Here is a 13,119-nt window from a genome sequence, read left to right as displayed (position 1 = left end):
TTTAGTTCACGAAAATGCGCAATAACGCATAATTTCGATATTTACGATTTCTCCGCTCTGTGTTCGAAGCGTATAAAAGTTCTTTTTCCACAAGTTGATGAAGTGCTTTTCGAACCGTGTTCGGTGAATAGCCTGTCATTTCGACACCTTTCGCCACCGTCAAGATTGGTTGTTCAAAGCTCGTAATCCATAGTTTACGTTCCGCTTCGTTTTCAATTAGCTGTTCACCTTCTGACAGCAAGCGATTGGCTTTATTCAATTGATCCAACAACTTTGTCGCCATTCGTTCTGAAGCATCAACGAAAAACAGTAACCATTTCCCCCAATCCGACTGGTCTCCACGAACACCGTTGAGCAAATCGTAGTAGCGGGCTTTTTCTTTCTCAAGTTCTTCACTCACAAAAAAGATGGGGTGCGTAATCACTTTTTGCTGCAGGAGGTAAAGCACAATTAGAATCCGCCCTAAACGCCCGTTCCCGTCCAAAAATGGATGGATGGATTCAAATTGAGCATGCATAATTCCTGTTTTAAGAAGTGGAGCCGCTTGTTCATTAATGACATATCCGTCTGACTTTAAGTGGTTCTGCGGTAGCAATCGTCCGTAAGAATCAGTATTGATAAATTTTTCTAAGTTCTCCATGTATTCGTTAATCAAATGAGCCTCTACCGGAATATAAGAAGCATCTTCTAATCGATTCGTCGGCCCGATAAAATGTTGAATTTTACGGAACTCACCGGCTGAACTGACTTCGCCTCGACTTCCTTTCATCAAAATCTCATGTAACTGCTTGATCAATCGCGTCGTCACCGGATAACCATTTTCGACAGATTCATACCCAAACTGCAAGGCCCTCATATAGTTCTGAATTTCGATAACATCGGAATCGTCACTTTTCTTCAGCGAAGACTCCATCATATCCGTGAACGTCACCTGTGATCCTTCGATTTTCGTTGATTCAACGGATTCTTGAAGCGATAAGAGTTGCATTAATTGCTTACTTGCTTTCGAATGCGTCAATTCACCATCGAGTTTTCCAAGTAGCGTATTCACATGCGCCAGACGTTCAAGTAATTTGATGGCTTGTGTGATTTCTATTTTGACAGGTAATTTGGTTAATCCTTGTATCGCCATGACACTCATCCTTTAAGTCATATTTATTATAATATTGACTTAATAATAATCTATCAGCTTTTAAAAATCAAATATACATGAAATGTGACTTATTTAAATTTAGTCATCATGAACTCCTCTATGTCATCAAGTGTTTCAGCGCCACGTAGCGACGGATAGGCATCTCGACTGAAGACGAGTCCTTCGTCCGTGTTCAAGAACATGTACCGCTCACCGTCCGGAAATCCGTAATCACTCACATCCATCACTTGAAGCGTGGCTTCGTTTTGTGACCAGATGTGTGACGCATCGTATGGGATCGGCATAAAAATCCCTTCCATCCCAAGGCGAAGTTCAGAGATGACGTCCGCATCCGACTGAAGCACTTCAGAACCGACACCGGCAACGGTAAGTACTTTCATCTCACTCCCAGGCTCAACCTCACCCCGATAGACGTCTGTCACGCTAATCGTCACAATCGACTGATATTCCGCTTGTCCGTTGAAGTCGAGCTCGATGTGGTCAATCTGTTGCACGACGCCCCGTACCACCGCAGGTTCCCATTTCGAGAACAGCTCGTCTTCACTCATCTCGGCAAGGTTTGCCGATGACATCCCGACGTCGATGTCCCCTTCATCGATATAAGCGACCGACATATTGCTCGAGCTGTCCGACAGCGGAATCAATTCTTTAAAACTGTCCCATGTCACGACAAAGAGTGTGACAGCGGCTGCTGCGATGAGACCGCCCATCCAACGCCAATGTCTTCGTTTCTTTACCTCGACTTCCATCGATTCCTCGACGAAACGATCATCGACGTCCCCCATCAAACGTGTAAGTCGATCTCCATTCATAGCGCCACCCCTTCCGCTTCGAGCGCTTGCTTCAAGTCATTACGGGTCCGCAGCAGCACCATCTTGACCTTGCTCTCACTCACCTGGTGCATCTTCGCGATGTCTTTGATCGATTGAAAGTAAAAGTAACGTCCCATGAAAATCTGCCGGGTCTCTTGCGATAACTGGGCCAAAAAGTCGTTCAACAACTCGACGACTTCTGAATCGGTCGCGACGGAGGAGGCGAGACAGTGCTCGAGCTCACTGACAATGAGCGGGACTTGCCCCGCTCCACGCTTCTTGGCGTTCGCCTTCTCATACTTATGGAGCGAGACGTTACGAACAAGCTTCGCCAAATAGGCGGCGAGTCGTGCTGGACGTGTCGGCGGAATCGCTTGCCACGCCTTCATGTACGTATCATTGACGCACTCGTCCGCGTCCTCTCGGCTATTCAAAATATTATAGGAAATCGTATGACAATAGCCGCCGTACTTTTGGGCCGTCGCCTCAATCGCCCGTTCGGAACGTTGCCAATACAAATCGATAATCGCTTGATCGTCCAATCGAATCCCCCTCTCGATGTACTTACATCTTTATGGACCGGAAATGAAGTCCATCGGTCACAACTTCTGTAAAAGTTTTTTGGAGCGGCTCTTCACGGCCGGACTCCCTGTCTCGAGCTGCGACTCGAGCAATGCTTTCAGCTCGTCACGGAATCGCGGATGCACGGCGCTCAAGTCGAACATCGCCTGTAGGGAGTTGACGATGACGATGTTGCTCGTCTCCGTGGCAATCCAATCGGTGAGCACATGAACGATGTCGGCCGCCTCGTCTTCCGTCCACGTCAGCCGTGGCATCACTTGCGCCAAGTGCCACCTCACTTCTTGTTGAGTGGCACGATGTAACTGTTGGAATAAGGACGCTTGATGCGCTTGAAGCAGCTTTGGATGACGGCGTGTCACTTTCTCCATCGCGTCTGCGCTCCGCATCCGAACGACGGGACGGTCATCGGTCAAGCCGGTCATCAATTCGCTGAATCGGTCCGGGTCGTTCCCGACGTAGGCGACGACCGCATCGACATGGCCAATCGAGCGCAAATCCCCACCACTCAATACTTCTCGGATGTCCATTCTCCCACCTCTTTCTTCTCTCTCATTTTACAGAAAAAGGGACTCAGTAGACACTGAATCCCTTTGCATGCATATTAGTTATTCTCTTGCTTCAACCGGTCGATGATATTATCCGACTTCACTTTCGAAATCGCGTACAGCATCGAAGAACCAACGATGAGGAAGATTACGACCGTGACGAACAAGATATCGCCCCACGGCAACGTGAACGCTGCTTCGAACGTGTTGATTTGCGCTCGGTAAATGAGGTACATGATGAGAATACTGATCGGCACTCCATACGCCAATGCTTTCATGCCGTAGAAGATGCTCTCATAGTACACCATCTTGTTGAACCCTTTCGGTGTCATCCCGACCGACCGTAGCATCGCGAATTCGCGGCGTCGGAGTGAGACGCTCGTCGAGATTGTGTTGAAGATGTTCGCCACCGAGATGAGCGAGATCAAGACGATGAATCCATAGACGAAAATCGATAACAGCAACAAGACCTGCTCTTGTTGTTCACGCTGCTCCGACACGTTGAAGATGTATTGGTCCATATTTTGTTCCGCCTCAATCACTTGTTGCGTCGCCTCAGGATTACTCGTGTTCAAGGCGATTGATGGACTTGATTGTTTCATCAATTGACCAATCGCATCCTCTTCAAACGTCCCTTCCCGAACGATCACATCAAGCCATCCAAGTGAGCTCGTCATCACACCGGTCGGGGGGACGTCGGTCATGGCGCCGATTTTGATTGTTTTGAGCGGTGCCGTCTCGTCCGTTGCGTTCTCGTCCCGGAGTTCAAGCGTATCGCCGATTTCGGTCTCAATCGTCTTCGAGTTCACAAATTTCTTCTTGTCGACGTCTTGATACGAAATTTCATCAATCAAGACGGCACCCGGCATCTCCCCGTCTTCAAAATTGCTGGCGGATGCCCCGATCTGCTTCAAGTACGCATCGAAACTTTCATCATCTAATTGATAAAGAGAAACGTAGTACACAAATTTCCCATCGACGAACGTGGACACCAAGTCTTCATTCTCGGTGACCGCGCTCGGTAACCGCGCTTCGTCAACCACCGTCTGGACGGTCGTGTTCTCGAAGTACGTCCCGCTCGTCACATGGTCCAACGTCTCATAGCGACGTAAGTCATCTTTACTGAGATGCGACCCGTTCACGAGAATGTCGAACTCGTACGTGCCTTGTGACATCTCGAGTGACTGTTCGAGTCGATCCGTGAAGTAACTGACGACTAAAAACAGCACGATACTGATGACGAGCGAGAACACCGTCGCCAAATACCGTTTCCGGTTGCGTTTTGTGTTTTTCAGCCCAATCTCCGCTTCCAATCCGAAGATCCGTCGCACGAGTTTCGAGGTCTTCACGTTCTTCGACGTCAGTCGCACGTCCTGGGTCTGACGAATCGCGTCAATCGCAGAAATCTTTGATGCGCGGCGAGCCGGCAGATAACACGAGATGAAAATCGTCACGCTCGAAATGAGCACCGTCAACAGGAGCGTGATTGGTGTGACGACGACTTCAAACTTCTCCGTCACGTTGAGCGCCTTCTCCGCAAAGGCATTGATGAACAGGAACGTGACCCCGATTCCGGCCACCCCGGCAATGATACCGATTGGGATGCTGATTCCTCCGATAATCAATCCTTCAAAGAAGACCGAATTTCGTTTTTGCCGTTTCGTCGCCCCGACACTCGCGAGCATCCCGAGGTAGCGTGAGCGCTCAGATACGCTGATGGCAAAGGCATTATAGATGAGCGAAATCGAGCCGATGACGATGACCGCCATGATGATGCCACCGAACCCGTACAGCGTCTTGCGCAAGCCGTCATCATCGGTCACCCCATAATAGCGAAGCAACGACGCGTTATAGGCAATTCCTTCAATTTTCTGTTCGCGCATCAGTTGTTTCGTATCTTCATAAATCGAACCGTTCACGTCGTTCAAGGCGACGAACGTATCGACGGTCGCACCGTTCAACGCTTTGTCGTCAATGTATCCGACGACCGTATACCCCGGCGACCAAGTCGGCTCCCAGGCCGGGCGCGTCATTGTGCCGACGACGGTCAACGTTACCGTATCTTCGACCTTCAACTGTTCAAGCATTGTCTCCCCTTCGCGGATCAATCCATCGTTTTGGGTCAACACCCGACCGGACGACTCGTCCACGCGCTCACCGACATCAAGCGTCAATTGATCACCGATGTTGTACGTGACTTGCGCATTTTGACGGATGGCCTCGGAAATGACGACTTCGCCTTCTTTGTTCGGCAAACGCCCGTCCGTCAATTCGATGGGAAAGTTTTTCAGCCCCGACGTGTTATAGTTCCGGACGTATAAGTAAGGTTTATACGCATTCTGCGATTCCTTTAATTCCGCATAGCCGTCACTTGATAGGATGACGTCCTTCGTCGATGCATCATTCCGGATCGCCTCGACCTGCTCCTCATTCGTGTTGATGTATTGGACGTGCCATTCCCCATTGTCCGCGATGTCTTGACGGATCATCAAGTCCAGGAACGACGAACCCAGTGTCGTCACGGCCGTGATCATCGCCACCGAGATGATGACCCCGATGATAGTGACGAGCGAGCGCCGCTTGTTCTCGCGCAAGTGGCGAAGCGTCATTTTATTGATGATGTTCATGAGCGGACGACCTCGTTCTTCGCAATCTTCCCATCCTCAATCGAGATGATGCGGTCGGCCTGCAAGGCGATTCGTTCGTCATGCGTGATGATGATCAGCGTCTGATTGAACTTCTTGTTGAACAGTTTCAGGAGGCTCATGATCTCTTCACTGTTTTGACTGTCTAAGTTCCCCGTTGGCTCATCGGCCAAGATGATGGCCGGGTTGCTGATGAGCGCCCGACCGATGGAGACCCGTTGTTGCTGCCCGCCAGACAGTTGGTTCGGCAGATGCGTCAACCGGTTCGATAGCCCGAGGATGCCGATGATGCGCTCCAAATGGGCGGCGTCGACTTTTTGTTCGTCCAACAACATCGGCAACGTAATGTTCTCCTCAACCGTCAAAATCGGAATCAAGTTGTAAAACTGATAAATCAAACCGATTTGACGGCGACGGAAGATGGCGAGCTGCGTCTCGTCCAATTTATAAATATCCGTGTTGTCGATCAACACGTGTCCACTCGTCGGGACATCGACGCCGCCGAGCAAATGTAACAACGTCGACTTTCCCGAGCCCGACGGTCCGACGATACAGACGAACTCACCTTTTTTCACGGTGAACGACACGTCATCGAGCGCCCGGACTTCCATCTCGTCTTTCCCGTATACTTTTGATAAATTTTGCACTTCTAATATATTCATGGTTGCACCCTCCAGTACTTGATCTACTTTGAGTGTACCGAGCGAGTGTGACACGTCCGTGACTCGAAAGTGACTGTTTCGTCACTTAAGCGATTAGACGATTGCTTTGTAGAATCGAATTTGAAACGCAGCCCCAGCTCCGCGTTCACTGCGGACGGTCAGTTCACCTTGCTGGCTCGTGATGATGCTGTGAGCCATGGCGAGCCCGATGCCGACGCTGTCGTCACTCGCATTCATACCCTTATAAAAACGTTGGAAAATATACGGGATGTCTTGCTTGGCGATGCCATTCCCCGTATCGCGAATGACGATTTCCGTATACAGTGTGTTCTCACTGTAATCGATGAACAGCTCGCCTTGTTCCGGTGTATGCTCGACGCAATTCTTTAAGATGTTGATGAGCGCCTCGGTCGTCCACTTTAAATCGCCTTCGAACGTGACGTCGCCCTCACCCGCGATTTGGAGCCGTTGCATTTTAATATCGATCGGCACGAGCATCGGTTCCGTCACGGCTTGAACGAGCACGGGGACGGACACCGGTTCCTGTTTGAACTGAATCGTCCCGGCATCGATTTTAGACAGCTTGAGCAGTGACGAGACGAGCCACTCCATCCGCTCGAGCTGCACCTGCACGTTATGCGTGAACTCTTGACGCTTGTCATCTGACAGCCGTGGGTCACTGAGCAAGTCCGCCATGACGGTCATCGAGGTAAGCGGGGTCTTCAACTGATGGGAAATGTCGGAGATAGCATCCGTCAGCTTCTGCTTGTCCTCTTCGAGATGCGTCCCTTGCTCGGACAGCATCTTCGTCACTTTATAGATTTGGCTCTTCAATAGACTAAGCTCGCCTTCACGATTGTCGCGGACATCGAGTTTATAGTTACCGTTGCTGATTTCTTGCAGGTAGCTCGACAGCTGATCGATCTCCCGATAGCGCCACGCCGTGAACCGATATGTCACGATCAAGAACGCAACCGACAAAAGGAGGACGAGAATGACGGCCTCCATCGATAGGAACAAAGCTGCGACGATAGAAGCCACCCCAATCAGCAGCAACAGACTGACTAAATAGATACGGATTTCTCGATTGCGCAACATGTCAGCGTTCCACCTTATAGCCAATCCCGCGAACCGTCTTAATCAACGTCGGCCGTTGCGGGTCATCTTCGAGTTTCTCGCGTAATCGTTTGATGTAGACGGTCAACGTATTGTCATTCACAAAGTCCCCGCCCATGTCCCAAATCTGGTCGAGCAGCTGGGCCCGTGACAACACTTGGCCCGTATGTTTCCCGAAGATGAGCAGTAAACGATACTCGAGCGCTGTCAACAGGATCTCGCTTCCATCTTTTTTGACTTTCGCGTCTTGCGTGTTGATTTCGACCGACCCGATTGTCAAAACGGGCGAGCTGACCTGTTTATGGTAGCGGCGCAACACCGAATGAATCCGCGAGATAAGCTCACGGACCCGGAACGGTTTCGTGATGTAGTCGTCCGCTCCCATATCGAGTCCCATGACGACGTTCACTTCATCATCGAACGCCGTCAAAAAAATGACGGGCGTATCCTGTTGTTGCTTCACGAGCCGACACAAGTCATAGCCGCTCCCGTCCGGCAACGACAAGTCGAACAGACACAGGTCGATCGTATGTAACTGTTGTTCAATCAAACGTGTCGCGTCGGTCGCATTCTGGCACAACGTCGTCGTGAATTGTTCTTGTTCGAGCGAATATTGGAGACCGGAGGCGATTGTCCGGTCGTCTTCAACGATTAAAATGTGCATCTGATTCCCTCCTGACTCTTCTCTTCATAATATAGCAGTCTTTTTCAAGTGAGGAGACAAAACAAAAAACCGAACGAGACATCTCGTTCGGTCAGGTTATGCTTTTGTCACGCGAAGGCATTCCGGCCGATCGAACCCATCTGTACCTAAAAAACTTAGCGCATCAATCGTTAACGCATCGAGCGTGATCGATTGAACGTTTGGTGCTGTCTGTTCATCGACCCACACTTTCCAAATCTCGACTTCCTCCGCCGTCTTCAAGTGGTCGGTTATATACTCGATGAGCTGTTCGGCTCTCACATCGGAATAGCGCCAACGCAACTCAACGACGTGCGGTTTTATGGAATACGCCTCGACGTTCTCCACGTCATAGTACAAGTCTCGCTTGATCTCAATGTCGTCGAGCTGCTCTTCCGACTCGACGTTCATCAAAATCTTTTCGTCACGATCGAGGTCCTCGTCGTCTGTGAGCATCTCAGGCAAGATGACGCCTTTTTTGATGGCCTCGTTGATCGATAAGAACTCGATATATGGATTTTCGACTTCTTTCAGTGGTCGATCGCTCGTTATAAATTGAAATTCACTCATGTAAAAACCTCCTGATCTTTGATATCCTGCTCGTTATCGCTTCATCGCACGAATGGAAATGAGGAGTCCAATCCAATATCCAATGATTGAACCGATGACAATACCATACATGGACGGAAAATCGAGTAAGACAGAGATGAGTAGTCCGCCCGCCGTTCCAAACGCAAGGCCAAGACCGACCGCTGATTCACGCCATTCGTTCATGTTTACCCTCCCCTTCCACCCACTTCATACGAAGCAGCCCGTCCAAACGTTTCATCGCCCATCTACTATTTTTCATATAAAAAAGGGACCCAGTATACACTGAATCCCGGTAAAACTTATTCAACTGTCGACGCTGCCTCGGCAAGCGCAGCTTCTTCTTTATGATAGTTCTCGACGAACGCATCAAGGTGCGCCCGCACTTCGTCTGTCGATTTCGTGTCCATCAGTTTCACACGGAGGTCGCTCGCCCCACGGAATCCTTTCACGTAAATCTTGAAGAAGCGGTGCAAGTTTGAAATCGAACGCGGCACTTCTTCTTGGAACTTATCTTGCAAATCGAGTTGGAGACGAAGCAAGTCGAGGTACTCTTCCATCGAGTGCTCACGCGGCTCTTTCTCGAACGCGAACGGGTTCTTGAAAATCCCGCGGCCGATCATGACGCCGTCGACGCCATATTTCTCGACGAGTTCTAACCCCATTTGACGGTCGAGGATATCGCCGTTGATCGTGATGAGCGTATCCGGTGCGATCTCGTCACGCAGTTTGACGATATCCGGAATCATCTCCCAGTGCGCATCGACTTTACTCATCTCGTTGCGTGTGCGCAAGTGAATCGACAAGTTGGCGATGTCTTGCTTCAAGAGATGCGTCAACCAGTCGCGCCACTCATCGAGTTTCGCGAAACCGAGACGCGTCTTGACGCTGACCGGGATGCCGCCGGCTTTCGCCGCTTGGATGAGTTCCGCTGCGACGTTAGGACGGAGGATGAGCCCGCTCCCTTTCCCGCGCTTCGCCACGTTCGGCACCGGGCAACCCATGTTGATGTCGAGGCCTTTATAGCCCATCTTGGCCATGCCGATGCTCATCTCGCGGAAGTAGTCCGGATTGTCACCCCAAATGTGGGCGACCATCGGCTGCTCGTCTTCGGTGAACGTCAAGCGTCCACGCAGGCTGCCTTTCCCTTCCGGATGACAGTAGCTGTCCGAGTTGGCGAACTCGGTGAAGAACACGTCCGGTCGGCCGGCATGGGCGACGACGTGGCGGAAGACGACATCGGTCACGTCTTCCATCGGGGCAAGTATAAAGAATGGACGCGGAAGGTCGCGCCAGAAGTTTTCGTTCATCGTAAAATCAGTTCCTTTCATCCATACAGTCCAACAAAATCACTCATCTATTCTATTATGTCTGTCGGATTGTATCAACTGTTTCACCACACCGTTCGATATAATAAAGGAACAATGACAATGAAATGAGGAGTAGGAATGATAATATGGATTAACGGTGCATTCGGTTCGGGTAAAACAACATGTGCCAAGATACTCGAAAAACAGTTGCCAAACGCGTTTCTGTATGACTCCGAACAGGCCGGCTTTTTCATTCGGGACCAATTACCGAAGAGCCTCCAACAGCCTGATTTTCAGCATCATCCGGAATGGCGTGAGTTCAACTATCAGATGTTGTTGAAGATTGCCACATCCTTTGATGGGGTCATCCTTGTTCCGATGACACTGGTGAACGCAACGTATTTAGATGAGATTATAGGTCGTCTGCAACGGGACGGCATCGATGTACGACATCTAATCCTCGAAGCAAATCGACAGACTCTTGTAAAACGCTTGAATAAACGATTCGAATGGTTCAACTCCTGGGGGAAATCTCAAATCGACCGCTGCCAATTCGCATTCGAATCTGAAATCCATGCAGAAAAAATTATAACGGATTATCAATCAAAACAAGACGTCGCGAGAGCAGTCGCTCAGCATGTAGGACTTAGGCTTTCTTCAAAGTGATTCAGATTCATATATTTCTTCCACGGGTTCGTCTTCCCATTGGATGACGAGGTCGCTTGCATGGGAGAGATTCAACTCCACCGTCTCACATGTCGTATCGGTCAACCACATGCAGCGGAATAACAGCTGGCGATAACCATACAACTCATCGACAATCTCGAAACGTCCACGTTTTACAAAGTGGCTCAACTGTTCAATCGGACCCACAGTATAAGTCGATTCATCAAATCGTGTAAGTGAAGAAGAATCTCGATCTACGTTCGAAATCGTGACGATGGCACGTACTCTCCAAACCGCTTCATTCTTGAACAAATCACGGATTCCATCTGCAAATACGAGACGTATCGTCGAACCCATCACGGTCGCTTCCGTGATGACAGCGTCATGTAAGGAAATCGGGACGCTTCGGTTTCGAATCGTATATATCATTCTACAACCATGATTGTTTTCAGAAACGACTAAACGGCTTGAGCCCTGTCGAATATAGGGCTCAAGCCGCCTAGGCTAGTTTTCATTATTTGCCCTGTCTACTTGACGGGGAGCAGTTCAGAATCAATCGAAGGCATGATAAATTGATCTTATTCTACTTTCTTCATCACGCAAGTCTCTACATGCGAAGTCACATTAGTTTTATACAAATTATCAAATCAAAGTTCACAAAAGGTTTAATTGACTGCCTCCCCCAGTTCTTGATTAAATATAGTCTATTTATTAGATTAATCAAACTATCAGTTTTCCAAATACTGAATATATTCCTCGTACCATCCTGTATCCCAACCTAGTTCTTCACATAAAGCATAAAGCTCTTCCTCATCATTTATTGAATTTTCCGTTATAATATCATGTGTACTTTTGTTGACTACATGTCCATTAAAAATATTATCCATCAAGTTGGGATATACGCTACAGCTTCTAATATGAGAAAACTCGCTTGTTTTTTCAATTAATGGTTTATTTGTTAATTCATCGTATTTTATGTTAAATTTCTTAATACGCGCCTTTTTAAGTTTTTTTACACAATTTTTTATACTTTCATAGTACTCTGCTCTCAACAATTTTGCAGTGTCTGAATCTCTTATTGCTGAATACATATGATAAGAATATCTTAAATTCTTTTCCTTACCTGTCCCACCAGCATTTTGTAATCTTGAATCTATAAAAGGAATTATTGCGAATCCTCTAATATAAGTAACCCCACCATCTTTAAACTTATTCGATTTTTCTATTTGTTGAACATAATACTTAGCATTATCTTTTGTTGTCCGTAATATCGAATGTAGATGTGTGTCTACAATCCATAAATTACCCCCTTTATCAACTACACAGGAATTATCCCACGCGTCTTTAATTTCTTTTACAACTCTTTTATTTTCTATATACTCGTCATTTGGCGAAATATACTCAATATCTTTAGCAAATGAATGTATAGGGTTTAAATAGTTGCCGCTCATTTAATCATCTCCTTATACATTTCATTTAACTCAGCCGTCGCTTTTCCCGCTTGAGGATGCATACAAACATCAGGATGTATTACTTTTAAAATCTCATTTCTCCATTTATCAGAAACCTGCTTCTTGCTATAATGAATTCTATTAACCCCAAGTTTTTTTAATCTCTGTTTTCCATCCATCTCAAGAAGTATATAGATATATTTTTCAGCATTACCTTTAAAATATAAATCATCATAAAAGCTGTCTTTCAGCTCGTTACCTGAAATAGAATTAAACAGATTCTTCAAACTTTGAATACTACTAAACAAATCTTCCCAACTTCTTGTTTTCACCTTAATATTATCACCCAAAATATTATTCACTTGCTTTCTTACATCAATTATATTTCCAAATGTTTTAAGTTCATCTACAGATTTCACATTAAATATTTTCACAATAATCGCTCCCTAACTTTTATTTTAATCACCTTGAAATAGTTATGTCCCTGTTATAAAATCATCTTATTTTAACAATAGAAAATTAAAATACCCATTTTTTTATAATCGAATTTTTTATAACCGAATCAAAATTATCCTTATATTTTGACTTGTCATATAAATCACTGTCAGTGGAATATAGAACTCTCTTATGTGTACTGTTTTTCTTACTTGAATATCACTCTAAATTAAGAACGCATATATCTTAAATAACTTCTTTATGTTCCTCTAACATCTTGAATACTTCACCACTATATATACCATCAAATTCGCAATGACGATTTTCCAACGATGTTTAAAAATGCGCGATATCCGTTCTTACCAATACTTATGTTATACCAATTTTTTCTGATTTTCTCGAACCAATATCTTTATTTATTCCCATCTCTTCACAATAACTCACAAAGCTGGCCCAAAACTCTATTTGTAAT

The 13,119-nt window shown here is 47.0% G+C and carries 15 protein-coding genes and 1 pseudogene; 2 read left to right on the top strand and 14 right to left on the bottom strand.

What is annotated here, in order from left to right; genetic code table 11:
* Position 1 precedes the first annotated feature (1 nt).
* From KNP60_RS03100 to KNP60_RS03050, 11 genes are all read right to left on the bottom strand, one after another.
* Positions 2–1,132 carry a Fic family protein gene (locus KNP60_RS03100; RefSeq protein WP_214753955.1) on the bottom strand — a complete coding sequence of 377 codons (1,131 nt, stop codon included), beginning with the start codon at positions 1,130–1,132 and terminating at the stop codon, positions 2–4.
* Positions 1,133–1,221: 89 nt separating this feature from the next.
* Positions 1,222–1,965 (bottom strand): hypothetical protein, encoded by a 744-nt coding sequence (locus KNP60_RS03095; RefSeq protein WP_214753957.1) that lies wholly within the window; start codon positions 1,963–1,965, stop codon positions 1,222–1,224.
* The gene (locus KNP60_RS03090; RefSeq protein WP_214753959.1) at positions 1,962–2,507 is read right to left on the bottom strand and encodes an RNA polymerase sigma factor; all 546 of its coding nucleotides are present in this window, start codon (positions 2,505–2,507) and stop codon (positions 1,962–1,964) included. The genes KNP60_RS03095 and KNP60_RS03090 overlap by 4 nt, the downstream gene beginning before the upstream one ends.
* Before the next feature lie 57 nt (positions 2,508–2,564).
* Complete coding sequence (locus KNP60_RS03085) at positions 2,565–3,074, bottom strand: HEAT repeat domain-containing protein (RefSeq protein ID WP_214753962.1); 510 nt, start codon at positions 3,072–3,074, stop codon at positions 2,565–2,567.
* A gap of 74 nt (positions 3,075–3,148) precedes the next feature.
* Positions 3,149–5,719: an ABC transporter permease gene (locus tag KNP60_RS03080; protein ID WP_214753964.1), complete on the bottom strand. Its 2,571-nt coding sequence runs from the start codon at positions 5,717–5,719 to the stop codon at positions 3,149–3,151.
* Complete coding sequence (locus tag KNP60_RS03075) at positions 5,716–6,399, bottom strand: ABC transporter ATP-binding protein (protein ID WP_214753966.1); 684 nt, start codon at positions 6,397–6,399, stop codon at positions 5,716–5,718. The genes KNP60_RS03080 and KNP60_RS03075 overlap by 4 nt, the downstream gene beginning before the upstream one ends.
* A 93-nt stretch (positions 6,400–6,492) precedes the next feature.
* The gene (locus tag KNP60_RS03070; protein ID WP_214753968.1) at positions 6,493–7,497 is read right to left on the bottom strand and encodes a sensor histidine kinase; all 1,005 of its coding nucleotides are present in this window, start codon (positions 7,495–7,497) and stop codon (positions 6,493–6,495) included.
* A gap of 1 nt (position 7,498) precedes the next feature.
* A complete protein-coding gene (locus tag KNP60_RS03065; protein ID WP_214753970.1) occupies positions 7,499–8,179 on the bottom strand; it encodes a response regulator transcription factor in 681 nt (226 codons plus the stop codon).
* Positions 8,180–8,275: 96 nt separating this feature from the next.
* Positions 8,276–8,767 carry a hypothetical protein gene (locus KNP60_RS03060; RefSeq protein ID WP_214753972.1) on the bottom strand — a complete coding sequence of 164 codons (492 nt, stop codon included), beginning with the start codon at positions 8,765–8,767 and terminating at the stop codon, positions 8,276–8,278.
* A gap of 33 nt (positions 8,768–8,800) precedes the next feature.
* Positions 8,801–8,971 carry a hypothetical protein gene (locus tag KNP60_RS03055; RefSeq protein ID WP_214753973.1) on the bottom strand — a complete coding sequence of 57 codons (171 nt, stop codon included), beginning with the start codon at positions 8,969–8,971 and terminating at the stop codon, positions 8,801–8,803.
* A gap of 116 nt (positions 8,972–9,087) precedes the next feature.
* A complete protein-coding gene (locus KNP60_RS03050) occupies positions 9,088–10,116 on the bottom strand; it encodes a tRNA dihydrouridine synthase (RefSeq protein ID WP_214753975.1) in 1,029 nt (342 codons plus the stop codon).
* Between the two features lie 117 nt (positions 10,117–10,233).
* On the opposite strand from KNP60_RS03050, the gene KNP60_RS03045 reads away from it, so the two are divergent.
* Positions 10,234–10,761 (top strand): AAA family ATPase, encoded by a 528-nt coding sequence (locus KNP60_RS03045; protein WP_214753977.1) that lies wholly within the window; start codon positions 10,234–10,236, stop codon positions 10,759–10,761.
* Here the strand turns inward: KNP60_RS03045 and KNP60_RS03040 are convergent.
* Positions 10,753–11,190, bottom strand: coding sequence for a hypothetical protein (locus KNP60_RS03040; RefSeq protein WP_214753979.1), 438 nt, complete (start codon positions 11,188–11,190; stop codon positions 10,753–10,755). The two genes, KNP60_RS03045 and KNP60_RS03040, sit on opposite strands and share 9 nt — an antisense overlap.
* Here KNP60_RS03040 and KNP60_RS03035 point away from each other — a divergent pair.
* A pseudogene (locus KNP60_RS03035) lies at positions 11,175–11,264 on the top strand (IS3 family transposase); the annotation flags it as partial. The gene KNP60_RS03040 and the pseudogene KNP60_RS03035 overlap by 16 nt on opposite strands.
* Positions 11,265–11,489: 225 nt before the next feature.
* Here KNP60_RS03035 and KNP60_RS03030 read toward each other — a convergent pair.
* Both KNP60_RS03030 and KNP60_RS03025 read right to left on the bottom strand, forming a co-directional pair.
* On the bottom strand, positions 11,490–12,212 hold the full coding sequence (locus KNP60_RS03030) for a hypothetical protein (protein WP_214753981.1): 723 nt from the start codon (positions 12,210–12,212) through the stop codon (positions 11,490–11,492).
* Positions 12,209–12,646, bottom strand: a complete 438-nt coding sequence (locus tag KNP60_RS03025; protein WP_214753983.1) for a hypothetical protein — start codon at positions 12,644–12,646, stop codon at positions 12,209–12,211. Before KNP60_RS03025 ends, KNP60_RS03030 begins: the two co-directional genes overlap by 4 nt.
* Positions 12,647–13,119 lie beyond the last annotated feature (473 nt).

It is taken from the genome of Exiguobacterium sp. s5 (genome assembly GCF_018618075.1).
GTDB lineage: Bacteria > Bacillota > Bacilli > Exiguobacteriales > Exiguobacteriaceae > Exiguobacterium > Exiguobacterium mexicanum_A.
The sequence above is the reverse complement of the archived record's forward strand: the minus strand, read 5'-3'. Positions and strand labels throughout refer to the sequence as shown.